General features: G+C 68.1%; 24 protein-coding genes and 1 pseudogene. 15 read left to right on the top strand and 10 right to left on the bottom strand.

Annotated elements, in window-relative coordinates; translation table 11 throughout:
• Positions 1-10: 10 nt before the first annotated feature.
• A complete protein-coding gene (locus MNAB215_RS06630) occupies positions 11-766 on the bottom strand; it encodes a class I SAM-dependent methyltransferase (protein WP_077077997.1) in 756 nt (251 codons plus the stop codon).
• The gene (locus MNAB215_RS06625) at positions 763-1,710 is read right to left on the bottom strand and encodes a methylenetetrahydrofolate reductase (RefSeq protein WP_245830143.1); all 948 of its coding nucleotides are present in this window, start codon (positions 1,708-1,710) and stop codon (positions 763-765) included. Before MNAB215_RS06625 ends, MNAB215_RS06630 begins: the two co-directional genes overlap by 4 nt.
• A gap of 122 nt (positions 1,711-1,832) precedes the next feature.
• Between MNAB215_RS06625 and MNAB215_RS06620 the strand changes: the two genes are divergently transcribed.
• The 4 genes from MNAB215_RS06620 (at position 1,833) to MNAB215_RS06605 (ending at position 5,084) form a co-directional block, all read left to right on the top strand.
• Positions 1,833-2,204 (top strand): DUF3253 domain-containing protein, encoded by a 372-nt coding sequence (locus MNAB215_RS06620; protein ID WP_245830142.1) that lies wholly within the window; start codon positions 1,833-1,835, stop codon positions 2,202-2,204.
• Between the two features lie 28 nt (positions 2,205-2,232).
• Positions 2,233-2,523: a hypothetical protein gene (locus tag MNAB215_RS06615; protein ID WP_077077995.1), complete on the top strand. Its 291-nt coding sequence runs from the start codon at positions 2,233-2,235 to the stop codon at positions 2,521-2,523.
• Between the two features lie 73 nt (positions 2,524-2,596).
• Positions 2,597-4,114, top strand: coding sequence for a fatty-acid--CoA ligase FadD4 (gene fadD4, locus MNAB215_RS06610; RefSeq protein WP_077077994.1), 1,518 nt, complete (start codon positions 2,597-2,599; stop codon positions 4,112-4,114).
• Between the two features lie 4 nt (positions 4,115-4,118).
• Positions 4,119-5,084, top strand: coding sequence for an enoyl-CoA hydratase/isomerase family protein (locus tag MNAB215_RS06605; protein ID WP_077077993.1), 966 nt, complete (start codon positions 4,119-4,121; stop codon positions 5,082-5,084).
• Positions 5,085-5,090: 6 nt separating this feature from the next.
• Here the strand turns inward: MNAB215_RS06605 and MNAB215_RS06600 are convergent, their stop codons facing one another.
• Complete coding sequence (locus tag MNAB215_RS06600; RefSeq protein WP_077077992.1) at positions 5,091-5,534, bottom strand: CD225/dispanin family protein; 444 nt, start codon at positions 5,532-5,534, stop codon at positions 5,091-5,093.
• A 111-nt stretch (positions 5,535-5,645) separates the two neighbouring features.
• Complete coding sequence (locus MNAB215_RS06595; RefSeq protein WP_174604528.1) at positions 5,646-6,800, bottom strand: acyl-CoA dehydrogenase family protein; 1,155 nt, start codon at positions 6,798-6,800, stop codon at positions 5,646-5,648.
• A 111-nt stretch (positions 6,801-6,911) separates the two neighbouring features.
• On the opposite strand from MNAB215_RS06595, the gene MNAB215_RS06590 reads away from it, so the two are divergent.
• The 3 genes from MNAB215_RS06590 to MNAB215_RS06580 are packed head-to-tail and all read left to right on the top strand — an operon-like array spanning position 6,912 to position 10,461.
• Positions 6,912-7,931, top strand: a complete 1,020-nt coding sequence (locus MNAB215_RS06590) for a MaoC family dehydratase (protein ID WP_077077991.1) — start codon at positions 6,912-6,914, stop codon at positions 7,929-7,931.
• Positions 7,932-7,966: 35 nt separating this feature from the next.
• A complete protein-coding gene (locus MNAB215_RS06585; protein ID WP_077077990.1) occupies positions 7,967-9,163 on the top strand; it encodes a CoA transferase in 1,197 nt (398 codons plus the stop codon).
• Positions 9,157-10,461, top strand: a complete 1,305-nt coding sequence (locus tag MNAB215_RS06580; RefSeq protein WP_077077989.1) for an amidohydrolase family protein — start codon at positions 9,157-9,159, stop codon at positions 10,459-10,461. Before MNAB215_RS06585 ends, MNAB215_RS06580 begins: the two co-directional genes overlap by 7 nt.
• Positions 10,462-10,471: 10 nt before the next feature.
• Here MNAB215_RS06580 and MNAB215_RS06575 read toward each other — a convergent pair whose 3' ends face one another.
• Positions 10,472-11,365, bottom strand: a complete 894-nt coding sequence (locus MNAB215_RS06575) for an alpha/beta hydrolase (protein ID WP_077077988.1) — start codon at positions 11,363-11,365, stop codon at positions 10,472-10,474.
• 143 nt (positions 11,366-11,508) lie between these two features.
• Here MNAB215_RS06575 and MNAB215_RS06570 point away from each other — a divergent pair, with 143 nt between their 5' ends.
• From MNAB215_RS06570 to MNAB215_RS06550, 5 genes and pseudogenes are all read left to right on the top strand, one after another.
• Complete coding sequence (locus MNAB215_RS06570) at positions 11,509-12,171, top strand: class I SAM-dependent methyltransferase (protein WP_077077987.1); 663 nt, start codon at positions 11,509-11,511, stop codon at positions 12,169-12,171.
• Positions 12,172-12,194: 23 nt separating this feature from the next.
• Positions 12,195-12,696: pseudogene (locus tag MNAB215_RS06565) on the top strand (hypothetical protein).
• A gap of 90 nt (positions 12,697-12,786) precedes the next feature.
• Entirely contained in the window at positions 12,787-13,992 is a 1,206-nt protein-coding gene (locus tag MNAB215_RS06560; RefSeq protein ID WP_077077986.1) for an alpha/beta hydrolase, read from the top strand.
• A 44-nt stretch (positions 13,993-14,036) separates the two neighbouring features.
• Positions 14,037-15,443 (top strand): WS/DGAT/MGAT family O-acyltransferase, encoded by a 1,407-nt coding sequence (locus MNAB215_RS06555; RefSeq protein WP_077077985.1) that lies wholly within the window; start codon positions 14,037-14,039, stop codon positions 15,441-15,443.
• 83 nt (positions 15,444-15,526) lie between these two features.
• A complete protein-coding gene (locus MNAB215_RS06550) occupies positions 15,527-16,312 on the top strand; it encodes a crotonase/enoyl-CoA hydratase family protein (protein WP_077077984.1) in 786 nt (261 codons plus the stop codon).
• A 57-nt stretch (positions 16,313-16,369) separates the two neighbouring features.
• On the opposite strand, the gene MNAB215_RS06545 is transcribed toward MNAB215_RS06550, so the two are convergent.
• A complete protein-coding gene (locus MNAB215_RS06545) occupies positions 16,370-17,449 on the bottom strand; it encodes an MIP/aquaporin family protein (RefSeq protein ID WP_245830141.1) in 1,080 nt (359 codons plus the stop codon).
• 133 nt (positions 17,450-17,582) lie between these two features.
• On the opposite strand from MNAB215_RS06545, the gene MNAB215_RS06540 reads away from it, so the two are divergent.
• Both MNAB215_RS06540 and MNAB215_RS06535 read left to right on the top strand, forming a co-directional pair.
• Positions 17,583-19,085, top strand: coding sequence for a class I adenylate-forming enzyme family protein (locus MNAB215_RS06540; protein WP_077077983.1), 1,503 nt, complete (start codon positions 17,583-17,585; stop codon positions 19,083-19,085).
• Positions 19,082-19,378, top strand: coding sequence for a hypothetical protein (locus MNAB215_RS06535; protein WP_077077982.1), 297 nt, complete (start codon positions 19,082-19,084; stop codon positions 19,376-19,378). Before MNAB215_RS06540 ends, MNAB215_RS06535 begins: the two co-directional genes overlap by 4 nt.
• 15 nt (positions 19,379-19,393) lie before the next feature.
• Here MNAB215_RS06535 and MNAB215_RS06530 read toward each other — a convergent pair whose 3' ends face one another.
• From MNAB215_RS06530 to MNAB215_RS06520, 3 genes are all read right to left on the bottom strand, one after another.
• Positions 19,394-19,981, bottom strand: coding sequence for a TetR/AcrR family transcriptional regulator (locus MNAB215_RS06530; RefSeq protein ID WP_077077981.1), 588 nt, complete (start codon positions 19,979-19,981; stop codon positions 19,394-19,396).
• 682 nt (positions 19,982-20,663) lie between these two features.
• On the bottom strand, positions 20,664-22,133 hold the full coding sequence (locus tag MNAB215_RS06525) for an aldehyde dehydrogenase (RefSeq protein WP_077077980.1): 1,470 nt from the start codon (positions 22,131-22,133) through the stop codon (positions 20,664-20,666).
• 47 nt (positions 22,134-22,180) lie between these two features.
• On the bottom strand, positions 22,181-22,945 hold the full coding sequence (locus tag MNAB215_RS06520; protein WP_077077979.1) for a class I SAM-dependent methyltransferase: 765 nt from the start codon (positions 22,943-22,945) through the stop codon (positions 22,181-22,183).
• A 75-nt stretch (positions 22,946-23,020) separates the two neighbouring features.
• Here MNAB215_RS06520 and MNAB215_RS06515 point away from each other — a divergent pair, with 75 nt between their 5' ends.
• Positions 23,021-24,175, top strand: a complete 1,155-nt coding sequence (locus MNAB215_RS06515; protein WP_077077978.1) for a glycosyltransferase family 4 protein — start codon at positions 23,021-23,023, stop codon at positions 24,173-24,175.
• On the opposite strand, the gene MNAB215_RS06510 is transcribed toward MNAB215_RS06515, so the two are convergent.
• A complete protein-coding gene (locus tag MNAB215_RS06510) occupies positions 24,172-25,875 on the bottom strand; it encodes an MmpA family trehalose lipid delivery protein (protein WP_077077977.1) in 1,704 nt (567 codons plus the stop codon). The two genes, MNAB215_RS06515 and MNAB215_RS06510, sit on opposite strands and share 4 nt — an antisense overlap.
• Positions 25,876-25,878: the final 3 nt, after the last annotated feature.

The following is a 25,878-nucleotide window of genomic DNA, read 5'->3' as shown; positions in this document are numbered from 1 at the left end:
ACGCCGTCGTTCAGGCGTGACGCAGCACCAGCAGCTCGCCGGTAAGCGTCCCGTCGTCGAGTAGCCGACCGATCCGCGAAGACTGGCGTTCGGCCAGCCGCCACGCCTGCGTATGTCCGTACTGCTCGGAGAGCGCCCTGGTCACGGTGTCGGCGCGCTCGTTCCAGGTGTCGGGGATGGCGGGAAGGTCCGCCGTAGTTCTCCTCTGCTCGACGTGCAGCGATGACGTTTCGAGCAGATCGAGAAGGGCGCTGTCCGTCGGGAAGTGGTTGCCCTCAAGCTGATTGCCCGGAATGTCGCCGTGAGCGATGAAGACGAGCAACCCGATTGGCCCACCGGGTCGCACGATACGTCGCAGTTCGTCGAGTAGCGCGAGTTGATCCGGCGTAGTGCACAACACCCCCAGTGACCAAGCCGCGTCGAAACTCGCGTCCGGCATCGGCAACGCCGACCCCGAGGCACACACGACCGGATAGTCGAACAAGGTCGTCGCCGCCCGGCACGCTCCTATCTCTGGCTCGACAAGCACCGGTAGCACTGAGCGCGAACTCGCCGCATAAGCCGCAGATCCCCCGACGCCGGCCCCGCAATCCAACAACCGGGAGCCGGGCTTTAGCTTCATCTGCTCGATGAGCCAGTCCAACGCTGGCGGACTGCCGCTTCCCCGACATCCCGCGGGCACGGCGTACTCCGGGCCGAGCTCGACCGCTACCTGCGCTGTCCATTCCGCGACCGTGCCGAACTCGGCCTCCATCGCTTCGGTCATGACATCTCCGCCCGGATACGGCGCCCGACCTCTGCCTTGATCTCCGCGCCGATATGGGCACCGGAAGCCGATGCGAGCCCCGAGACGTTCACGCCCTCGACACCGTCGATCGACAGCAGCGCACGTGCCTCGCTGACGGCCGCCGCGATTCCGGCCGCCACGGGGTCCGCTGCACTCAACACCTGCTCGACCGCGGCCTGGTCCAGCTCGAGACCGGGTAAGCCCTGCAGCACGGCCGCCGACACGTTGTCGGTGAACACGGCGACGGCGGCGATCACGGGTATCGACAGACCTGACGCTCTCGCCGATTTCATGAACGCGGCGATCATGTCGGGAGTGGGCACGTGGTTCAAGACCGCCAAACTCGCTCCGGCGCGCTGCTTCTCCACCAACCGCGCCGGCCGGGCGCGCGTGGGCGGTGCGGTGGGCGTCTCGGGGACCGCGGGGATCATTCCGACGGACGCCGCCAGGGAAACCAGCCGGGGCCCGTCGAGATCGAAGGTTTGCGTAACGTCCGGGCGCACGTCGTAGCCGCGTCCGTCGCCTGTCACGCACAGCACCGTGTCGACGCCGATGCTGCGCAGGCCCCGCAGTTCCTGCTCGAGAACCACGCGGTTGCGATCCCGGCACGACAACGTGATCCAGGGAGCCACGCCCGCGTCGAGCAGTAACGACCCCATGAGCGTTGGCGGAAAGTCGGGCTTGTTCTGGTGCTCGCCGACCAGGACGGCGTCACATCCCGGTGCCAGGACGGCAGCCGTCGCGGCAACGTCGTCGCGGTCGAACGGCGTGCAGCTGAAGTCGGCGAGCACCAAGGGCGCGTGAGCCGGTCGCGGTGGAAGTTGAACGCCGGACCACGGCACCACGTCGCCGAATGCGCACGCGCCGGGGCGCATTTCGCATTGGCCGCCGGGGCGCACGCCGCCGCACGGTCCGAACTGCATCCGTTTCGGACAACCGGACTCCGTCGACATCGTGCCTCTCTGAGAAACCTTGGACCCCGCGCATCAGTACTGGCAGGCGTACCCCGCCGACCGCGAGTACAAGCTCCGATAAGACTGATCGGGTGAGTCAGCGCTTGGTCAGTGAGTTGGTTCGTGCCTTGGCTGCCGGTGGCCCAGGTGCCGAGGATGCCGAGATCGCGCTGGGAGACGGGCCGCTGAGGCAACGCCTGAAAGCGTCGATCCGCGCGCTGGCCGAGCATCGGGGTCCGGGCAGCAGCACGTGCCCTTCGGACACCGCCCGGGCCATCGGTGGCGAGAATTGGCGTGACTTGATGCCCGACGTCCGCGAACTGGCGCGGGAGTTGGCGAAATCCGGCGACGTGGAGATCACCCAGGGCGGGAAAGTGCTCGATCCCGCCGGTTCCTGGAACGGCCCCATCCGGATTCGCACCGCCGCTGAGCGTTTGGGGCGCCCTGCTTCGGTGTATAGATAGCTAACAGACCGAACCTGGAAGGCCGACGATGAAGTCACGCACCCCTGCAGCAATCACGACCGCGATTGCCGCCGCCGGAATTCTGCTCAGCGGATGCTCCGCTTCGCAGGTGATCAACACCGGGGGTGACACGCAATGCAAAGACTTCGGCACCCAGGACGAGAAAAAGCAGAACGACGAGATCAGCAAAATGCTCAAGGACAAGAGCGGCCAAGACCCGACGAATTTGCAGATTTCGGCGACCCGCCTTTCGGCGCAGACCTGGTGCCAGACTCTGGGCACCCCTAATAGCAAGATCTCCGAGGCGCCGCACGGCTGACCGTTGACGGACCGGGCCGCCGTTGCGCGGCCCGGTTAACACCCGTCAAGTTCGCCGGTTGTACAGTCGGCGCATGCAGATCCGTCCCCACATCGGCGCCGACAAACCTGCTGTCATTCTCTATCCGTCCGGGACGGTCGTCACCTTCGACGACCTCGAGGCTCGCGCCAACCGGCTGGCGCACCGGTTCCGTAAAGCCGGTCTGCGCGAGGGCGACGCCGTTGCGATCCTGATGGAGAACAACGAGCACATCCACGCCGTCATGTGGGCGGCTCGGCGCAGCGGCTTGTACTACGTCCCGATCAATACCCACCTGACGCCGGCCGAGGCCGCCTACATCATCGACAACAGCAACGCCAAGGCGATCATCGGGTCGGCGGCCTTGCAGGAAACCCTCGCGGGCTTGGAGGAGCATCTGCCCGGCGGGCTGCCGGACCTGTTGCTGATCGCCGACGCCGACCTTCCCGGCTGGGAGCGCTACCCGGAATGTGTTGCCGGCCAACCGGATACCCCGATCGACGACGAGATCGAAGGCGACCTGCTGCAGTACTCGTCGGGCACCACCGGCCGGCCCAAGGGAATCAAACGCGAACTGCCGCACCTCCCGCCCGAGGAGGCGCCGGGCATGATGTCGGCGCTCGTCGGGTTCTGGCTGGATCCCGAAGCGGTGTATCTGAGTCCGGCTCCGCTGTACCACACCGCGCCATCGGTCTGGTCGATGACGATCCAGGCCGGCGGCATCACCACGGTGGTCATGGAGAAATTCGACGCCGAGGGCACCCTCGACGCGATCCAGCGCCACCGGGTGACCCATGGCCAGTTCGTCCCGGCCATGTTCGTCCGGATGCTGAAACTTCCTCAGAGCGTTCGTGATTCGTACGACCTGTCCAGCCTCAAGCGGGTCATGCACGCGGCCGCGCCGTGCCCGGTGCAGATCAAGAAGCAGATGATCGATTGGTGGGGACCGATCATCGACGAGTACTACGCATCCTCGGAAGCGCACGGCTCGACGCTGATCAGTGCCGAGGACTGGCTGGCGCATCCGGGGTCGGTCGGCAAACCCATGGGGGGTGCCGTACACATTCTCGACGAGGACGGCAACGAGCTGCCACCCGGCCAGGCCGGCGAGATCTACTTCGAGGGTGGCTCTGCGTTCGAATACCTCAACGACCCAACGAAAACCGCCTCATCCCGCGACAAGCACGGTTGGGCCACCGTCGGCGACATCGGCTACCTCGACGAGGACGGCTACCTGTACCTGACCGACCGGCGCCACCACATGATCATCTCCGGCGGGGTGAACATCTACCCGCAGGAAGCCGAGAACTTTCTGGTCACCCATCCGAAGGTGCTCGACGCCGCGGTGTTCGGGGTGCCCGACGACGAGATGGGTCAGCGTGTCATGGCCGTGGTGCAAACCGTCGACCCAGTTGATGCCACCGATGAGTTCGGTGACGAGTTGATGGCGTGGCTGCGAGACCACTTGTCGCACTTCAAATGCCCGCGATCGATCGCGTTCGAAGCTCAATTGCCGCGCACCGACACCGGAAAGCTCTACAAGAACGGGCTGATCGAGAAGTATTCGGTGTGAGGCGATGCTCCGGGTGGTCGACTTGTCGGGCGCGCTGGATCCCGGCCCTGATGCCGATCTAGCGACACCGCCCGGCGTCGTCGTCGCCGTCGGCTCGGCCGCCGACATCGCCCGGGCCCAATCTCGGCTGGACGCAGCGACTTTCACCCTGAGCGGCGAGCCATCCACCGACCGCCGGGTCGTCACCGTCGAGTCGGTGCCGGACGCGGTTGCCGAGCTGAAGCAGCGCTGCGAACGCTGGCCGCACGCCAGTGCTGTGTGCGACGACGTGCTGCGGACGGTGCGTCCCGACGGCCCCGCGCTGGCCGGCGTGCTGACCGAGTCGCTGGCGTATTCGACGTTGCAGGCCGGGCCGGAGTTCGCGCGCTGGCTCGACGAACGCGGTCCGGTCCGGATGCCCGAGTTCGCCGACCCGGTGCGCTCGCAGCGCGACGGCGACATCCTGCGGATCAGGTTCAACCGGCCGCAGCGCCACAACGCGTTTTCCACCGACGCGCGTGCCGCGCTACTGGAGGCGCTGGCCGTCGCGCAGCTGGACCCGTCGGTGACCGGGATCGTGCTCAGTGGCAACGGCCCGTCGTTTTGCAGTGGCGGCGACCTTGCCGAATTCGGCACCTTCGCCGATCCGGCGAGCGCGCATCTGGCCCGCACCCGGCACAGCCCTGCCCTGGCACTCGATGCCGTCACCGCCAGACTGGGGCGGTCGTGCCGCGCCGAGGTTCACGGCCGGGTGATGGGCAGCGGACTGGAGATGGCCGCGTTCTGCGGATGGATTGAAGCACAAGACGATTCGGTCTTCGGACTGCCCGAACTGAGTCTGGGGCTGATTCCCGGCGCCGGCGGCACCGTCAGCGTAACCCGCCGGATCGGCCGCTGGCGCAGCGCCTACCTGGTGTTGTCCGGCCGCACCGTCGATGCCGCTACCGCGCTGGCCTGGGGGCTGATCGACGCGATTTATGCTGGGGCGTAGCGGTTTTCAGAAACCGGGAACCGTCGTGGTGGTGCTGGGGAAGTTATGGATGTCGTTCACGACGACCGCCGCGATGAATACGAAGTAGACCACCATGACCGCCACGTAGATGATCGGGCCGACGATCGCGCCGATGATCGCCCATTTCTTGGCGCTGTCGGCCGCGGCCTGCGCCTCGGCGTATTGCCCCTGCGCCCACAGCGTGGAGACCTTGTTGGAATTGATGATCGAGACAATCCCGAACGGCAGGCAGCACATGACCGTGACCAGAATGCCCCACACCAGGTAGTTATCCGGCTCGCGCACGGGCGGCGGGTAGCCGGGCTGCTGGCCCTGCCAACCCGGCTGCGGCGGGCTTTGCCAACCCGGCGGCGGCTGGCCCTGCCATTGCGGCGGCTGCTGGCCCTGCCATTCGGGGGAACCTTCGGGAGGCCCAGGGGGATAACTCATGGCGGTTGCCTTCCTTAAGGTTTCTCCGGCCCGAACAGATCGCTCCCGCGCAGCTTTGCTGTGCCGAAGTCAAGCAGAATATAGCGCACGCACCCTGGTCAGGCCGGGAATTCAGGCGTCTTCCAGCCCGCCCCGGGCCACCAGCTGGGTGGCGATCACATTGCGCTGGATCTCGTTGGTGCCTTCGCCGACGATCATCAGCGGCGCGTCGCGGAAGTAGCGCTCAACGTCGTACTCGGTGGAGTAGCCGTAGCCGCCGTGAATGCGCACGGCGTTCAGCGCGATCTCCATCGCGACTTCGGAGGCAAACAGCTTGGCCATCCCGGCTTCCATGTCGCAGCGTTCGCCGCTGTCGTAGCGCTCGGCGGCGTAGCGGGTGAGCTGACGGGCGGCGGTGAGTTTGGTCGCCATATCGGCCAGGTAGTTGCCGACCGACTGGTGCTTCCAGATCGGCTGGCCGAAGCTCTCCCGCTGCTGGGCGTAGTCCAGCGCATCCTCGAGTGCGGCCGTCGCCACGCCAAGCGCGCGGGCCGCGACCTGGATCCGGCCCGTCTCCAGCCCCTTCATCATCTGCGAAAAGCCTTCTCCGGCAACATTACCCAGCACCGACGATGCCGGCACGGCGACGTTGTCGAAGGACAGCTCGCAGGATTCGACGCCCTTGTAGCCCAGCTTGGGCAGATCCCGCGACACCGTCAGGCCCGGACCGTGCTCGACAAGCACGATCGAGATGCCCTTGTGCCGGGGCGTGGCCTGGGGGTCGGTCTTGCACAGCAGCGCGATCAGCGTGGAGCGGCGCGCGTTGCTGATCCAGGTTTTGGCACCGTTGATCAGCAGGCCGCCCTTGTTGTCGGGCAGCGCGGTGGTGGTCATGTTCTGCAGGTCGGAGCCGCCGCCCGGTTCGGTCAGCGCCATGGTGGCGCGCACCTCGCCGGTGGCCATCGGCGGCAGGTAGGTCCGCTTCTGCTCGTCGGTGCCGAACAGTGTCAGGAGCTTGGCCACCACAGTGTGCCCGCCCATCGCACCGGCCAGGCTCATCCACCCGCGTGCCAGTTCCTGAGTGACCCGCACATAGCACGGCATCGACACCGGTGACCCGCCGTATTCCTCGGGAACGGCCAGGCCGTAGATGCCGATCCGCTTCATCTGCTCGATCCACGCCTCGGGGTAGGTGTTGGCGTGCTCGACCTCACGTACCGTCGGCTTCACATCGCGGTCGATGAACGCCCGCACCGTGGCGACCAGCATTTCTTCCTCGTCGTTCACCCGCGACTTCCTCCTGCGTGAATGGTGGCGACCCGTTTCGCCCGGCTCCGCCGCGCTCGCGATCGCCACGTAGTTGACCCCCGATTCGACAGCCTGCCAGCATGTGGCGTTGTGACGGGTAATGGGTATGCGGCGGTGCGCGAGGGTGGGTACTACTTCGACGATCTGTCGACGGGCCAGGTCTTCGACTGGGCGCCGACGATGACGCTCTCGGCGGGGATGGCCGCGACTCATCAGGCGATCGTGGGCGACCGGATGCGGCTGTCGCTGGACACCGACCTGTGTGCGGCGGTGACCGGTTTGCCGGGACCGCTGGCGCACCCGGCATTGGTCTGCGACGTCGCGATCGGGCAGAGCACCCTGGTGACGCAGCGGGTGAAGGCCAACCTGTTCTACCGCGGGCTGACGTTTCACCGGTTTCCCGTCGTCGGCGATTCCCTCTACACCCGCACCGAAGTGGTTGGACTGCGGGCCAACTCGGCCAAGCCGGGGCGTGCACCGACGGGCCTGGCGGCGCTGCGCATGACCACGATCGATCAGGGCAATCGATTGGTGCTCGACTTCTACCGCTGCGCGATGCTGCCGGCCAGCCCGGACTTCAGTCCCAACCCCTCCGATCCCGGCGACGATTTGTCCACCATCGGCGCCGACCCGGCGCCGCCGGCCGCCGATCCGACCGCGCACTGGGACGGCGCGACCTTCCGGAATCGGGTGCCGGGGCCGCATTTCGATGCGGGGATGGCCGGTGCGGTGCTGCACAGCACCGCCGACGTGGTGAGCAATGCGCCCGAGCTGGCCCGGCTTACCCTGAACATCGCTGCCCCGCACCATGATTCGCGGGTCGGTGGGCGCCGGCTGGTGTACGGCGGGCATACCATCGGGCTGGCGCTGGCCCAGGCCAGCAGGCTACTGCCGAATCTGGTGACCGTGCTGGGCTGGGAATCCTGCGACCACACCGGGCCGGTGCATGAGGGTGACACCCTCTACAGCGAGCTGCACGTCGTGGCCGCTGAGCCCGCCGAGCACGGGGGAGTGCTGGCGCTTCGATCCGTGGTCTACGCGGTCGGCGACGTGACCGGCGAGCCGGACCGCCAGGTGCTGGACTGGCGGTTCAGCGCGTTTCAGTTCTGATCCACTTCCACGTGGCGCGATAGGCCGCGAGCACAATGGTGGACGTGAACGACGCGGTGTCCGAGTGGGCCAGCAGCGGGCTGGCCCATCTGACCGGCCTGCCGGACGGCCACCCCGACTTCTCCCGGGCGAACGTGTTGATCCGCGCCCAGCAGGTCGCGGCCGCGGTCGAAAGCCGCATCGGGGTAGCCGTCGATGCGGCCACCCTGCTCGCCGGGCGCGCCGGGCTGCTCGGCCTGGTGCGGGCCGGCCGGAGGTCGGCCGGTGGCGGCACCCGAATGCTTGCGGCACGCGACGGCTGGTGTGCCATCACGCTGTCGCGCCCCGACGATGTCGCCGCTGTCCCGGCACTCCTCGAGGTCGACGACACGCCCGTCGATCCTTGGCCGCTGCTGGCGCATTGGGCCGCAACGCATCCGGTGTCGGCGATCGTCGAGCGGGCGGGGTTGCTGGACATCCCGGCGGCCGGCCTGGGCGAGGCGGCGGCCGCGCCGCCGCGCGTACACCGCACGGGCACCCGGGCGCCGGGACGGGACTTGGCCGGGCTGTTGGTCGCCGACCTGTCCTCGATGTGGGCGGGGCCGCTGTGCGGACACCTGCTGGCGCGCGCCGGAGCGCGGGTCGTCAAGGTGGAAAGTCCCCGCAGGCCGGACGGTACCCGCGCGGGCAATGGTGCGTTTTTCGACTGGATGAACGGTGGAAAACTGTTCTACTGCCTCGATTTCGACCGCGACGCCGGCGAATTGCGCGAGCTGCTCTCCGCCGCCGACATCGTGATCGAAGGCTCGCGGCCCGCGGCCTTGGCCCGCCGACACCTCGGGCCCGAGTATGTGGCGCCGCGAGCGGGACGAATCTGGTTGCGGATCAACGGATATGCCGCCGACCCCGGACGGCCCGCATTCGGCGACGACGCCGCGGTCGCCGGTGGCCTGGTCGGAACCACCGCCGAGGGCCCGGTGTTCTGCGGCGACGCCATCGCCGACCCGCTGACGGGACTTCAGGCGGCTTCGGCGCTGACCGAGTCGCTGGGCCGCGGCGGCGGTGAAGTGATCGAGCTGTCGATGGCCGCGGTGGCCGCGAGCTACGCCGCCCTGCCGGCCGTCGCGCCGGTCTCGGAGCATCCGGCGCCCGCACCACGGGTTCCGCAGCCGTGCTCCCAGGCGTCCGCGTCGGGCGCCGACAACGACGCCGTGCGCCGCTTGATCGCCGAAAGGCGCTTTCTGTCATGCTGATTCAGCGCGCGTCCTTGCTGGACGGCATGTCGGCCGATATCCGGTTCGGCGCGATGATCGAGGAAGTGGGCGACACGCTTGCCGCCGAACCGGGGGAGAGTGTCCTGGACGCCGGCGGCGGCACGGTGCTACCCGGCCTGCACGACCACCACGTGCACGTGCGATCGGCGGCGTCGGCCCTGGACTCGGTCATGGTCGGTCCCCCCGCTGTCCGCACGAAAGACCAACTGGCCCAACGATTGTCAGATGCAGCACCCGGGCCCGACGGGTGGATTCGCGCGGTCGGCTACCACGAGTCGGTTGCCGGTGAGCTGGATCGAAACGCCCTGGATCAGGTGGTGCCCGGCGTCCCGGTGCGCGTCCAGCACCGCAGTGGCGCCTTGTGGATCCTCAACTCCGCGGCGCTGAACCGGGTGGGGATGGCTGAACACGCCGATGGACGGCTGCGGTCCGCCGACGGCGGCTGGTCGGAGCGGCTGCAGCCTCGGCCCACCGACCTGGTGGAACTGAGCCGCCGGCTCACCGCGGTCGGTGTCACCGGAGTCACCGACGCCACCCCCGATCTCGATGCCGAGGACATGGTCTCGCTGCTGGTGGCGCACCGGCGCGGGGAATTCCGGCCGCGGCTGGGCTTCCTGTCGCCGGGCAAGAAAATCCTGCGCGACGACCACCTCGACCTGGACTCGCTGATCGCGTGGATTACCGATCAGCACGCCGACGGGCGACGGGTCGCCGTGCACTGCGTGACCGCGGCCCAATTGGTGGTGACGATCGCGGCGTTGCGGGCGGCCGGCAGCCACCCGGGTGATCGCATCGAGCATGCCGCGGTCGCCGATGACGGCAGCCTGGCCGAGCTCGCCGACCTCGGCGTCACCGTGGTCACCCAGCCCAACTTCGTCGCCGAACGCGGCGATCAGTACCTCGCCGACATTCCCGCCGCCGAGCACGGTCAGCTATGGCGGCTGGCCTCCCTGTTGAAGGCGAATGTGCGCGTCGCGCTGTCCACCGACATGCCGTTCGGTCGCGGCGACCCGTGGGCGGCGATGCGCGCTGCGGTGCGGCGCACCACGCCCACCGGCGCTGTCCTGGGGGCTCACGAGTGTGTTTCGGCGCGAACGGCTTTGGCCATGTTTCTGGGACATCCCGACCAGCCGAGCCGGCCCAGGACCGTCGAACCCGGGCAGCCCGCAGATCTGTGCGTGCTGACCGTGCCGCCCGCTGACGCGTTGGCCGAGTTGGACGCCGCCATGGTGGCCGCGACCATCATCGGCGGCGACGTCGCCTACTCGGCGACGTGACGCGGCCCGATCAACCCGCCGGAGCGAACGCGGCCCGCAGGCTGTCGCACTGACTGCGGAAAAAGGTCCGTGACACTTGAGCTTTCGGCGCCACCAAATCAAAGCCGTGGAAGGCGCCCGAAACGACCTCGACCTCACACGGCACCCCGGCGCTGCGCAGGCGCTCGGCGTAGGCGAGGTCTTCGTCGTGGAAGAGGTCGTGGGTCCCGACGCCGATCCATGCCGGTGCCAGCCCGCTCAAGTCTTCGCGCCGGGCTGGGACGGCGACCTGCGGATCCGCATCGCCCAGGTACGCCGTCCAGCCGAACTCATTGCTCTGCGGACTCCACAGCCGGTAGTTGGGTTTCGGGGTGGTCAGCGAACTTCGATCATCGATCATCGGGTATGTCAGCAGCTGGAATGCGAGGCCGATCTCTCCGCGGTCGCGCGCCAGCAGCGCCAGGGCCGCCGCGAGGCCGCCACCGGCGCTGGCGCCGCCGATCGCCAATCGTTTGGCGTCGACCCCGGGCAGTGCGGCCAGCCAGGCCAGCGCCGTGTAGCAATCCTCCAGCGGAGCGGGGTACGGATGCTCCGGAGCGAGCCGGTAGTCGACCGAGGCGACGGTGATGCCCAGCTTGGTGCTGAACCGCCGGCAGAGACCGTCGTCCTGTTGTGCGGTGCCGATCACGTATCCGCCGCCGTGGATCCACAACAGGGCTGCCGTGGGCTCCGCGACGCCGACCGGACGGAACAGCCGCACCCCGACGCCGGATCCGAGGGTGATGACCTCGACGTCGCCGCGCGAGTGGCGCTGCGTCAGGCCGGACAGGGCCCGTACCAGCCGCAGGCTGCGGGGCGTGATCATCTGCCGGGGGGCGAAGCGGGCGATTCGGCGCAGGTCGGGGTGAACATCGCTGTTCGGCACCGATCCAGTATGCCCCCGGCTCCGAATCACCCGAACCGACTGGGTGTACGCGGCCAAGGATTGGGGAATGATGGGAAAGCTCGCTTACGCGATGTTCGTCAGTGGCGTCGCGAACAGGTCCGCAACGGTGCGAGGGGCGTGACATGCTGGGACATCTCTACGACCGGGCGCTCGGCGGCGAGCGATGTTGGGTCCGCCACGAGGACGGCCAGATCCGCGCGCTACCGACCCACCGCTGGTTGGGTACCCGATGTTGCTCGGATGGAGCAGCCGGACCTCCTGACGCCCTGGACGATGCGTTCGATGAAGCTGTCACCGAGATGTGCAGCGGTCCTACGATCGAATTAGGCTGCGGGCCAGGACGTTTGGTGGCGCGACTGTTCCAGCGGGGGATACCCGCGCTAGGTATCGACCGTTCCGCCGCGGCCGTCCGGTTGGCCGGCCGCGGCGGTGCGCCGGCTCTGCTCTGTGACGTGTTCTCGCCGCTGCCCGGAATGGGTCAGTGGCAGACCGTCCTGTTGGTCGACGGCAATGTCGGCCTCGGCGGGGACCCACGACGGATCCTGGCCCGCGCCGCCGAGCTACTCGGGTGCGGTGGCCGCTGCGTAGCCGAGTTCGATGCCGATACCGTCGGTATCCGTGCCGGCTGGGTGCGCCTCGAGTCGGCCTGCGAGGTGGGGCCCTGGTTCCGGTGGGCAAGCGTGGGTGCGGACAGTGCCGCGTCGCTCGCCGCCCAAGTGGGTTTGACGCTGACGAGTGTGCGGCTGATCGGCGATCGGGTGATCACCAGTCTGGTGTCCGGGTGAGATCGAATTCGAGGCGAGCTGAAATGTCTAGATCGACAACACGTTTCGCCGCGATTTTCGGGTCTCGTCCGCTGCACCTGCTGACCACGGTGTCCGGCTTGGCGCTGCGGGGCCACATCCTGGTCACCTTCTCGCCGGCGACGCTGTGGAAACCCCGGCACTTGGTGGCGATCGATCGCCGTGTGGTTCGCCGCCGCCGTTGTCGCGCACGACCTCGTGTTGTTCCCCCGCTACGCGCTGGCCGACCGGCTGCTATCCGTCCGGACCGACCGCCAACCGAGCGACAATCATCGAAAAGTGTTTGTCCGCAACTACATTAGAGTTCCCGCCCAGGGTGCTGGGCTTACGTTGCTGGTATTCCTGCCCGGCATCATCGACCAGGGCGGGCCGACCTATCAGGCGGCGACCGGCCAGACTCAGCAGCCATTCCTGGGCAGGTGGGTGCTGCTGACCGCCACGATGTTCGCGGCCAGTGCCGTCAGCTATGCCCTGCACCTCGCGGTGCTGAGACGCATAGCTGGTTAGCAAATACGTACCGGATGGATGTTCCGGCGCGGGCGACCCTTCTACGCAAACGTCAGTTTCCGCTATCGGCGCCGGGGTAATCTCGCCTACATGACGGGGAGAGTTCCGAGCGTGACACCGTATGTGAAATGGTTGCTGCGGGCTCGCCCCGCCGACTATGCGCTGGCACTAAGCGTCGCTGGCACTTCGCTGCCGGTGGTCGGTAAGCACCTCGAGCCACTGGGTGGCATGACCGCCATGGGCGTGTGGGGTATGCGGCTCGCGCCCGAGGCAATCTCGGCGATGACCAAGGACTTGCTGACGCCGGGCAAGGGCGAGGCGCGCCGCCGCGACCGGGCAAGCACCCAGCAGGTTTCGCTGGCGGCGTTGCGCGGGGTGGTATCGGCCGCGGACCTGGACGCGGAATGGCCCGTTGCCGGGCGTACGCCGCCGATTTGGGAGGCGCTGCGCCAGCGCCCGTACCTCTACCGCCGCGCGGTCCACTACGGCGACCACCCGGCGCAGGTGCTCGACGTCTGGCGGCGCAAGGATCTGCCCGTTCAACCCGCGCCGGTGCTGATCTTCGTTCCCGGCGGCGCCTGGGTGCACGGCCGCAGCATGCTGCAGGGCTCGGCGCTGATGTCGTATCTGGCGGCGCAGGGCTGGGTGTGCCTGGCGATCGACTATCGCGCTTCTCCCAACCATCGCTGGCCACGCCACATCATCGATGTCAAGACGGCCATCGCGTGGGCTCGGGCCAACGTCGACAAGTTCGGGGGAGACCGCAATTTCGTTGCGGTGGCCGGTTGTTCGGCCGGCGGGCATCTGGCCGCACTGGCGGGACTCACTCCTGACGACCCGCAGCACGCGTCGAAGCTGCCGGACGGCGCCGACAGCTCGGTGGACGCGGTGATCGGCGTATATGGCCGTTACGACTGGGAGGACCGGTCCACCCGGGAGCGTGCCCAGTTCGTCGAGTTCCTGGAGCGGGTAGTGGTCAAACGCAGGATCGTCCGTCACCCCGAGGTGTTCCGCGATGCGTCGCCGATCGCGCGTGTAGAGCGAAATGCGCCACCGTTCTTGGTGATTCACGGCAGCAAGGACAGCGTCATCCCGGTCGAGCAGGCTCGCAGCTTCGTCGAGCGGATGCGCGCCGTCTCCGGATCGATGGTCGGGTATCTGGAGTTGCCCGGCGCGGGACACGGTTTCGACCTTGTCGACGGAGAGCGCGCCGGCGTCGCCGCGCATGCGACTTCGCTGTTCCTCAACCAGGTTTACCGAACGGCCACACAGATCAGGGCCAAAGAGGTTATCTGAGCCCGCACCGCTGAGTAAGGTCCCCTTATGGGCAAGGGGCGGCGGTGAAACGGCTAAGCGGGTGGGACGCGGTACTGCTGTACAGCGAGGCACCAAACGTGCATATGCACACCCTCAAGGTCGCGGTGATCGAACTGGACCCGGATCGACGGGATTTCGACCTCGATGGTTTTCGTCAGGTCATCGGGTCCCGGCTCAATAAGCTCGACCCGTTCTGTTATCAGCTCGTTGATATCCCGCTCAAGTTCCACCATCCGATGTGGCGGGAGCATTGCGAAGTCGATCTCAACTACCACATCCGGCCGTGGCAGCTGCCCGCACCGGGGGGTCGTCGCGAGTTGGACGAGGCGATCGGACAGATCGCCAGCACGCCGCTGGACCGCGAGCGTCCGCTGTGGGAGATGTACTTCGTCGAGGGCCTGGCCAACAACCGGGTCGCGGTGGTCGGCAAAATCCACCACGCGCTCGCCGATGGCATCGCGTCGGCCAACCTGATGGCTCGCGGCATGGACCTGCTGCCCACGCCGGAGAGTGGACCCCAAGTCACCGACCCGGCGCCCACCAAACGGGACCTGATGGCGTCGGCGTTCAGCGATCACTTGCGGCAGATCGCAAAACTCCCGGCGACGATGCGCTACACCGCGCAGGGTGTCGGCCGGGTCCGACGCAGCTCGCGCAAGCTCTCGCCCGAACTGACCATGCCGTTCACGCCGCCGCCGACCTTCATCAATCACAAGCTCACCCCCGAGCGGAGGTTCGCGACCGCGACGCTGGCGCTGGCCGACGTCAAGGCGACGGGCAAAAAGCTCGGCGTCAAGATCAACGACGTCGTGCTGGCCATCTCCACCGGAGCGTTGCGGACCTTGCTGTTGCGGTATGACGGCGTGGCCGAGCCGCTGCTGGCGTCGGTGCCGGTCAGTTTCGACTTCTCCCCGGAGAGGATCTCGGGTAACTACTTCACCGGGATGATGGTGGCGCTGCCGGCCGATCTTGACGACCCACTGGCGCGACTGCGCGCGTGCCACGACAACGCCAACTCCGCCAAGGAGGGTTCCAACCTAGTCGGCCCCGAACTGATCAGCCGCTGGTCGAACTATATGCCGCCGGTGGCAAGCCAGTCCTTCTTCCGCTGGGCAGCCGGCCGCGAGCTGAACAAGGTGCTCAACCTGCCGATCTCCAATGTGCCCGGTCCCCGGGAGCGTGGCCGGGTTGGCGGCGCGGTGGTCACCGAGATCTATTCGGTGGGACCGTTGACTACCGGCAGCGGGCTCAACATCACCGTGTGGAGCTATGTCGATCAGCTCAACATCTCGGTGTTGTCCGACGGTGCCACCGTGAAGGATCCACATGAGGTCACCGAGGCCATGGTCGCCGACTTCATCGAATTGCGCAGGGCAGCAGGGCTTTCCGAGGAGCTTACGGTGGTCGAGGCCGCGATGGCGCCGGCCTGACGGCTCCCCGCTACGATCACCTCGGACAACAGCCACTGGTCTGCACCGATTGCCACTGCTAGTCGAAGGAGCTTGGTAGCACCGTGAGCACAGGGAACGAAGAAGCCAACGAACCCGAGGTTCTGGTCGAACAGCGGGGCCGAGTCCTGATCATCACGATCAACCGGCCGAAGGCCAAGAACGCGGTCAACCTCGCCGTCGCCAAGGGCCTGGCCGAGGCCGTCGACCGGCTCGACGGCGACGCGGGTCTGTCCGTGGGCATCCTGACCGGCGCCGGGGGATCGTTCTGCGCGGGCATGGATCTCAAGGCATTCGCGCGGGGCGAGTTCCCCATCGTCGAGGGCCGCGGCATGGGCTTCACCGAGCGTCCACCAACCAAACCACTCATCGCGGCGGTCGAGGGCTACGCCCTGGCCGGCGGCACCGAACTCGCGCTGGCCACCGACTTGATCGTCGCGTCGAAGGATTCGGCGTTCGGCATCCCCGAGGTCAAGCGCGGCCTGGTCGCCGGCGGCGGCGGGCTGCTGCGGTTGCCGCAGCGTATTCCGCAGGCCATCGCCATGGAGCTGGCGTTGACCGGGGAGAACCTGAGCGCGGAGCGCGCGCACGCGCTCGGCATGGTCAACGTGCTGGCCGAGCCGGGCGGGGCACTGGACGCCGCGATCGAGCTGGCCGAGCGGATCGCCGCCAACGGGCCGCTCGCCGTGGCCGTCACCAAGCAGATCATCGTCGAGTCCCGCAGCTGGAACCCGAACGACTTCTTCGCCGAGCAGGGCAAGCTGCTGGCTCCGGTGTTCGGGTCCAACGACGCCAAGGAAGGCGCGATCGCGTTCGCCGAAAAGCGGGCGCCGCAGTGGACCGGCACCTGAGCTGGTGGGGATCGCAAGCGCGGCGTAGCCGGGCGCAGCGGGCCGCCACTATCGGACCTAGGCGGCCCGTTCCTCCGCCACTGTGTCGCCGGGGTCGGCGCTGTCCTCGACCGTGACGGGTCCGGCCACCGCCGACGCGGCGTCGGTCGTGGGTGGCGGTGCCAGACCCGGTTCGGGCGTTAGCTGCATCGCGGCACGTGCTTCCAGCACGTGGCCGATGAAGAAGTCGTACAGGAAGATGCCGGCGATCGCGCCGGCCAGCGGGCCCACGATCGGGATCCACCAGTATTGGGTGGTTTGGCCGTAGTTGCCGGAGAACGCAAGCTTGCCCCAGCCCTCCAGGTAGGCGAACAGCCGTGCCCCGAAGTCGCGGGCCGGGTTGAGCGCGTAGCCGGCGTTGGTGCCGTAGGAGCACCCGATGACCGCGACGATCAAGCCGATGATCAGCGGTGCCATGTTGCCCGCGGGCGCCTGGTTGCGGTGATCGATCAACGCCGCGATCAGCACGACGAGGATCGCGGTGCCGACGAGCTGATCGACGAGCGGGCCCGCGTAGCCGCCGTGGAAGTAGGAGGCGGGCGACGTCGCGAAGATCGAATAGGTGTCTGGCGAATCCGGCCGCGCGAGGTGATGGGCGGCGTTGAAGTCGTCGATCGCCGGGCCATAGATCGCGTAGACCGCCGCCGCTCCGCAGAACGCCCCGACGGTCTGGGCGACCCAGTACGGAATCACGTTCTTCCACTCGAATTTGCGCCGGATCGCGAACGCCAGCGTGACCGCCGGGTTCAGATGCGCGCCGCTGATCCCGCCGGCCAGGTAGGCCGCCAGCATGACGGCAAATGCCCAGCCGAAGACGTTGATCAGCCAGTTCGCCGGCTCGAACGGCACCGTCTGCCTGCCCGAGCCGGTCAGGCCGACAACGTTCACCGCGCAGGTGCCCAGGCCGAGCAGGAGCAGCACGAAGGTTCCGAAGAACTCGGCCAGCATCGCCCCGGGCAGGCCCGCACGCATCCTCGTCAGGGGCGTCGGGGACAGCTGTGTTTCGCCTTTGGTGGTGGTCAACGCGTTTCCCAACTGATCAGTGGTTGCCTGGCAGAAGGGGAACGGATAACCCGTGAACCGGCCGGTAAACGCCACCGTAGCCAGCGTCACACTCTGGGCGGGCGGCCCTGGGCCGCAAGATACTTGCGTGATCTAAACTACAGCGGGGGCCGCGGCATGACACTTTTGGCCGGCTTTGTAACGTGACGAGACCAGAGAAAGTTCGAGTGTGAGTATTTCGTTGCTTCTCGAGATGGCTGCATCGAGCAACCCGGATCGCACCGCCGTCGTCGACGGCGACCTGCGGCTGACGACTCAGCAGCTCAGCGATCTCGCCGACGGCGGCGCGGGCGTCATCGCGCAGTCGGGCGCCCAGCACGTGGCCTACGTCGGCATCGGCGGTGCGATGCTGCCGACGCTGATCTTCGCGTCGGCTCGGGCCGGGCTGTCCTTCACCCCACTCAATTACCGGCTGTCCGCCGAGGGCGTGCAGGCCCTCATCGAGCGGTTGCCCGAACCCGTGGTCATCGTCGACAGCCGCTACCGGGACATGGTCGGCGAATCGTCGAAACGGGTGCTGCTGTCCGACGAATTTCTGACCGCCGCCCGCAGCGCCGAGCCCGCCACCGAAGGCCTCGCATTCCCCGACCCCGACTCCGTCGCGATCGTGCTGTTCACCTCGGGCACCACCTCCAAACCCAAGGCCGTCGAGCTCTCGCACAACAACCTGACCAGCTATGTCACCAGCACCGTCGAGTTCGAGTCGGCCGCCGAGACGGACGCCGCGCTGATCTGCGTGCCGCCGTATCACATCGCCGGCGTGGGGGCCGCGCTGACGAATCTCTACGCCGGCCGCAAGATGGTTTACCTGCCCAACTTCGACGCGCAGGAATGGGTGCGGTTGATCGATGCCGAGCACGTGACCACCGCGACGCTGGTGCCCACCATGCTGGACCGCGTCGTCACCGTGCTCGAGGCGGGCGGCCATGACCTGCCATCGCTGCGCAACCTGGCCTACGGCGGCTCGAAGGTGGGCCTGCCACTGGTCCGCCGGGCGCTGGAACTGCTGCCGAATGTGGGTTTTGTTAACGCCTACGGCCTGACCGAGACCAGCTCGACGATCGCGGTGCTGGGCCCCGACGACCACCGGGTGGCGCACTCCGCGACGGACGCCGCCGTCGCCAAGCGGCTGGGATCGGTCGGGCAGCCGGTGCCCGGCATCGAGCTGCAGATCCGCGGCGAAGACGGCACGGTGCTGGCGCCGGGCGAGACCGGCGAGCTGTTCGTGCGCGGCGAGCAGGTTTCTGGCCGCTACACCGAAATCGGCTCGGTGCTCGACGAGGACGGTTGGTTCCCGACGAGGGATATCGCCATCCTCGACGAGGACGGCTACCTGTTCATCGGCGGACGCAGCGACGACACCATCATCCGCGGTGGGGAGAACATCGCGCCCGCCGAGCTGGAAGAGGTGCTCATCGAGCATTCCCATGTGCGTGACGTCGCCGTGGTTGGAGTCGAGGATCCGGAGTGGGGCCAGGCGATCGTCGCCGTGGTGGTGCCGACCGTGGGCATCGATCCCGATCCCGAGGAACTGCGCGAGCATGTCCGCAAGAGTTTGCGCGGCTCGCGGACTCCCGACCATGTAGTCTTCCGCGACGAGCTGCCCACGACCCCCACCGGCAAGGTACTTCGCCGGGAGATCATCGAGACGCTAAAAGGATTACACGCATGATCAAGAACGGAACCCGCCTCGCCAGCCAGGTGTGTGACACCCAGGTGATCGTCGTCAGGAGCTCCGACGGCCTCGACGACTTGCGTTGCGGCGGTGTGCCGATGGTGCCCGTCGGCGGCGAGCGCTCGGGCGAACTCGACCCCGCGTTCTCCGGCGGCACCGTGATGGGCAAGCGCTATGTCGACGAAACCGGTGCCGAGGTACTGGTGACCAAGCCGGGCGCCGGCAGCCTGAGCATCGGTGCGACCGCGCTGCAGCTCAAAGAGGTCAAGCCGCTGCCCGCCAGCGACTGAGGCCCTCGGCCGCGATTAAGCGGGCGCTTCGTCGTGCTTGGCGGGAATTCCGTTGCGGCTGACGAATTCCCGTGCCTTGATCAGGAATTCGAGTTGCTCGCCGACCTGGCTGAGCGGTCGCACGCAGCGCGTCGAGCGAGATAGCACCACCGCGCCCTCGAGCGCGGCGAGCGACGTCACCGCCAGCGACGCGGCGTCCTCTTCATCGAAACCGTCGTTGACGAAAGCCCGGGTCAGTGCGTCGGACCAGCGGGCCAGGATCAGGCCGGCTTCCGAGGTCAGCTGAAAGTCGTCCACGTCCGAGCCGATCGCTGCCGCGACCACCGGGCAGCCGGCGTGAAAGTCGCCGTCGGTCAGCAGGAGCTCCCAGAATCCGATGAACTCGCGCAGCAGCTCGCGGGCGCCGCGATTGGCGGCGGCGTCGATCGTGGCCGTGATGGAATCGCCCGAAAACTGCAGCGCCTCCCTCAGGATCTGGGCACGCCCGTCAGGAAAGTGGTAGTAGACCGAACCGCGCGGCGCGCCGCTGCGGGCCAGGACCGCGTCGATCGTCACGCCCGACGCCCCGCGCTCGCGCATGAGTTGCGCGGCGCTGGCCAGCATTTTTGTTCGAGTACCGCCCCGCTTGGAGGGGGCAGGATTCTGCACGGTGTCGCTGGTAGTCGGCACTGGCGTACCCCCTCTAGCTAGGTCACGCAGCGTTGGAATGCCGCAGTACCGGCCAGTGGATATTACGCGGGCTGAATCGGAAGGGCGGGCGTTTTACGTCGCGGAACTCGCGTGAGAAGTGATAGCCCGCCACATTGAGCTCGATGATCCACATGACTCTTCTCCCGGCCGGTGTGTCATTCATGCGCCGGGGCCGGCGGCTCATGATTATGCTGAGAACCATATAAGACACTGGTCTACTTAGCAAGTTATTAGCGGCACTAAATTCGCAGACCAGGGCACTTTGTGACCTAGGTCATTCGCAATGCCGATCGCGAAGCTGAGGAATCGCTAAAGATTATGCTTTAGAGCATAATTTCTGGTTCTGCAGCTCACTGTGGCATGGCACACACGTTCAACAGCTCTGCCGGCGAGATCCTTCCCGTCCTCGGCACCGCTTCTCCGGAGCGGGGGCACCATCGGCGAGCGCGCCGGCAACGTGAGGGGTGCGGGCCACGCTGACGTCGGCCCAGCCGGCGCGCGCCTGGCCCCTGGCATACGGCGGCAGGCACGACCGAGCGGCGGGCCGCACGGTCGTGCCCAAACGTGCGGCGGGCCGCACTCTCGGCGGGAGGGTCTAGCCCTCGACGGTGTAGCCCATCGGCATCAGGACGCTCTTCTGCTGCGTGAAGTGCTCGACACCCTCGGGCCCGTTCTCGCGGCCGATGCCGGAGTTCTTGTAGCCGCCGAACGGGCAGCACGGGTCGAAGGCGTACCAGTTGATGGCGTAGGTCCCGGTGCGGATCTTCTCCGAGATCTCGATGCCCTTGGGGATGTCGGAGGTCCACACGCTGCCGGCCAGGCCGTACGCCGAGTCGTTGGCGATCTTGATCGCGTCGTCCACAGTGTCGTAGGGGATGACCGCGAGTACCGGCCCGAAGATCTCCTCCTGGGCGATCGTCATCTTGTTGTCGACGTCGGCGAACACCGTCGGCTCCACGAAGAAGCCGTTGTCCAGACCTTCGGGGCGGCCGCCGCCGCACACCAGCCGGGCGCCCTCCTCGACGCCCTTGGCGATGTAGCCCTCGACCCGGGCGCGCTGCTTCTCCGAGATCAGCGATCCGATCTGGGCGGCCGGGTCCGACGGCAGGCCCACCGGCAGCGCCTGCACGAAAGTGCTTACCGCGTCCACGATTTCGTCGTAGCGCGAGCGCGGAGCTAGGATGCGGGTCTGGCCGACGCAGGCCTGCCCGGTGTTCATGATTCCGGAGAACACCAGCATCGGGATCGCCGACGCCAGGTCGACATCCTCGAGCAGGATCGCTGCCGACTTTCCGCCCAGCTCCAGGGTGCACGGCTTGAGCAGCTCGGCGGCGCGGCGGCCGATCTCCTTGCCGACACCCGAGCTGCCGGTGAACGTGAACAGGTCGACGTCGCGGTTGGACGTCAGGGCCTGTCCGGTCTCGATGCCGCCGGGCACCACCGACAGCACGCCCTCGGGCAGACCGGCCTCGGCGAAGATGTCCGCCAACGCGTTTGTGGTCAGCGGTGTTTCGGCGGCGGGCTTGAGCACCACCGTGCAGCCGGCCAGCAGCGCGGGGCCGAGCTTGTTGACCGCCAGGAACAGCGGCACGTTCCACGCCACGATCGCGCCGACCACGCCGATCGGCTCACGATGGACGATGGTCTGCCCGTAGGAGCCGTTGCGGATCTCGCGCCACTTCACCTGTTCGACGGCCGGGCCGGCGAAGAAGTTCATCGCCCCCATCGACCCCATCCAGTGCATTGTCTCGATGGTGGTCGGCGGCTGACCGGTCTCACCGGCCAGCAGCGCACTCAGCAGCTCCTTGCGCTCCTCCATCAGCTTGACCACGTTGGCGATGACGGCTGCGCGCTCCTTGGGCGGCGTCGTCGGCCACGGGCCGTTGTCGAAAGCCGCGCGCGCCGCGGCCACCGCGGCGTCGACGTCGGCGGCCGCGGCTAGCGGCGTCTTGCCGAAGTACTCGCCAGTCGCCGGACAGTGCACCTCGATGACTTCGGAGGTCGACGGTTCGGTCCATTTACCGCCGATAAAAAGTTTGTCGTATTCGGTCTTAATGTCGCCCATGGCGCCACCCTACTAAAGCCGAAGCAAAACGAGAACATGTTTCATTCTCAGGGCGAAAGCACCAGGACGAGATTGCTGACGAGGAACTCGCGCAGCACCGGTACCGATGTCAGCCACCACGCCCATCGCGGGTGGTAGCGGGGAAATGCGGCGATCGCGGCGCCGCTGCTGGCAGCCCAGGTCAGGCCGTCGGCGGCGGACACCGCAAACAACGACGACCCGTAGTCGTTTTTTGCCCGCCGGCCGTGTTTACGGGCATAGCGGGCCGCGGCTCGCTCGCCGCCCAGGTAATGAGTCAAGCCCATCTCGTGACCGCCGAACGGTCCCAGCCAGACGGTGTAGGACAGCACTGCCAGCCCGCCCGGCTTGGTCACCCGCAGCATCTCGGCGCCGAGTTGCCACGGCAGCGGCACGTGCTCGGCCACGTTGGACGACAGGCAGATGTCCACCGAGTCGTCGGCGAAGGGCAGCGCCATGCCCGATGCCCGGACGAACGTCCCCGGCCCACCGGCGAATGCCGGCCCGCCCGCGTGCATTTCGCGGGGATCCGGTTCGACGCCGACGTAGCGGACGCCGGCGTCGGCGAAGGCCGCCGCGAAATATCCGGGCCCGCCGCCGACGTCGAGCAGGGTGCGGCCCACCGGTGCTTCGCCGTGGGTGGCCCGCCACAGGTCGTCGACCATCGCCACGGTGTCGGCGGCCAGCGCGCCGTAGAAGCGGGCCGGGTCGCTTTGTTCGTAGCGGAACTCCGACAGCAGCCGCACTGAGCGGGCCAAAGTTGCCCGTCGGGCGAAGACGTCCATCACGGCCACCGGCCAACCCTATGCAGTCCCGGCGGCCCTCGTCGCCGAGCGGCATCCACGGTCGCCGAGTTAGGCTAACGATTCATGTCTGCTGTCCGCTCGGTGTTGCTGCTGTGCTGGCGCGACACCGGGCACCCGCAGGGCGGGGGCAGCGAGGCCTATTTGCAGCGCATCGGGGCGCAGCTGGCCGCATCGGGCGTCGCCGTCACGCTGCGCACTGCCGGCTATCCGGGTGCGCCCCGGTGCGAGGTCGTCGACGGTGTCCGGATCAGCCGCGCGGGCGGGCACTACTCGGTCTTCGTGTGGGCGCTCCTGGCGATGGCCGCGGCCCGGCTGGGCCTGGGCCCGCTGCGGGGTGTGCGGCCCGATGTGGTGGTGGACGCCCAGAACGGTCTGCCCTTCGTGGCCCGGTTGCTGTACGGCCGGCGAGCAATGGTGTTGGTGCACCACTGCCACCGCGAGCAATGGCCGGTGGCCGGGCCGCTGTGGGGCAGGCTGGGCTGGTTTGTCGAGTCGTGGCTGTCACCGCGACTGCACCGGCGCAACCAGTACCTGACCGTGTCGCTGCCGTCGGTGCGGGATCTGGTCGCACTCGGTGTGGGCAATGAGCGGATCGCGGTGGTGCGCAACGGTCTGGACGAGGCGCCGGCCGAGTCGCTGGCCGGCCCCCGATCGGCCTCGCCGCGGGTGGTGGTGCTGTCCCGGCTGGTGCCGCACAAGCAGATCGAGGATGCCGTGCGGACCGTCGCGGAGCTCCTCCCCGGCATGCCGGGGCTGCATCTTGACATCGTCGGCGACGGATGGTGGCGTGAGCGACTCGTCGAGCACGTCCACAGCCTCGGCATCACCGGCGCGGTGACCTTCCACGGCCATATCGACGACGTGGCCAAGCACCATGTGCTGCAAAGCGCTTGGGTGCATGTGCTGCCGTCGCGCAAGGAAGGCTGGGGTCTGGCGGTCCTCGAGGCGGCCCAGCACCGGGTGCCCACCATCGGCTACCGGTCCTCGGGCGGACTGTCGGACTCGATCGTCGACGGGGTGACCGGGATATTGGTCGACAATCGCGCCGAGCTGTCGGATTGCCTGCACGAGCTGCTGACCGACCCGGTGTTGCGCGATCAACTCGGCGCCAAGGCGCAGGCCCGCAGCGTCGAATTCTCCTGGGCGCAGAGCGCCGAGGCCATGCGAAGCGTGCTGCAGGCGGTGCACGACGGCCGCATGGTCAGCGGGGTCGTCTAAAGCGGTGGCCTTGACCGGCGTCTCAGTGCGGTGACGGCCGCACCGGCGCCGCCCACGATGAGCGTCGCCAGCCACAGCAGGTGTGCGATGAGCGTGGTCCGGCGGCCGCCGGCCGGTGCGCCGGGGATGTCGCCGCCGATGCGGTACAGCGCGAACTCCTTGTCGCGGTAGACCGGAACGAGGCCGCCGAGCGTGCGGGCGGCCGCCCCCATGTCGCCCGCACTGTCGGATTCCACGACCAGCCACCCCACGCCAGCCGGGGCCAGCGCGGCGGGATCGGGTCCGGCCAGCAGCAACTGCTGCACCGCCCGGGCGCGATTCCCCTCCCCGGGAATGGTCACGCCCGAGATGGGGAGGTCGCCGGTGATCAGCACGTCGGCGCGCACCCAGCGCGGCAGCGGATCAAGCACCGGCGACGCACCGGACCAGGAGAACTCCCGCATGGTGCCCGCGGGCAGGACGGCGACGGTCCTCGGGTCGGCGTTGATCGCGGCGGCCACCGCGGCCCATCCGGGCGGGTAGCGCACCGGCGCAACCCTGCCCCAGGCGCCCCACGCCAGGTCGGGCATGACCAGGATCAGCGCGAGGCAACAGACCAGCGCCGTCGCGGCCGGGCGCAGCCACTGCCGCAGCGTCACCACCGCGCCCGCACCGGCCAGGGCGTATCCGGGCATCGTCAGCGCCACCCACTTCTGCCCGTCGCGCAGCACGCCGAGCCCGGGTACGGCGTCGATCACCGCGCTCAGCAGATGTATGCCGGGGCCGGTGGCCAGCCCGGCCGGCACCACCACCGCTACCGCGGCCAGTATCAGCAGCGGAACAGCGGCCGGGCGGCGCGCGGCGGTCGCCAGCCCGGCGACCACCACCGCCAGCAGCACCAGGGCCGACGACACCGCGAAAAGTGTTGTGCGCGAATAAGGTACGGCCTCGCCGTTCCAGATCCCGCCGAGGCTGGCCAGGCTGCCGAGTGTCCCAAGGCCGGGCTCGGCGCGAGGTGCGAAGGCGGTAACCCCGAGCGCGCTCGTCGACCCGCCGGGATTCAGCGTCGCGCCCACCACCGAGGCCGTCAGCCAGGGCGCCGCCGTCGCCAGCGCGGCGCCCAGCGTCGCGGCGGCGCACAGCCAGCGCGGGCGGCCTGCGCCGGGGGCGGCGACGCAGACCAGGGCGACGGTCGCCGCCAGCATCTGTCCCGTCGGGGTCAATCCGGCCAGCGCGATCCAGAAGCACAGCCCGAAAAACCCGACAAAGCCGGAGGCCTGGCCCGAGCGCAGCGCCAGCACCGCCGTCGCGGCCCAGGGCAGGCAGCCGTAGCCGACCAGCAGACTCCAGTGCCCCTGCAGGAGCCGCTCGGCCACATAGGGATTCCAGATCGCCAGCGTGGCGGCGACGAATTGGCCGGGCATGCCCGCATCGGGCAGCGCCAGCGCGGCCAGGCGGGCCGCGCCCCAGCCCGCCAGCCACAGCCCCAGCACGGTCAGTGCCTTCACGACGACACCGCCGTCGAGCACGTGTGAAGCCAGGGCCACCGCGAAATCCTGCGGCGTCGCCCGCGGCGCCGCGGTCAATCCGAGGGCGGCGTCCGTCAGGTAGGAGCGTGGCGTGGAGACCGCGTCACGCAGCAGCAGGTACCCGGGGCGCAGCAGCGGAGCCAGCACCAGCAGGGCCAGCACCAGCGCGTATCCCGGGAGGGACCAGCGCATGGC

It is taken from the genome of Mycobacterium numidiamassiliense (assembly GCF_900157365.1).
Lineage (GTDB): Bacteria > Actinomycetota > Actinomycetes > Mycobacteriales > Mycobacteriaceae > Mycobacterium > Mycobacterium numidiamassiliense.
This window is presented reverse-complemented; position numbering and strand designations above follow the sequence as displayed.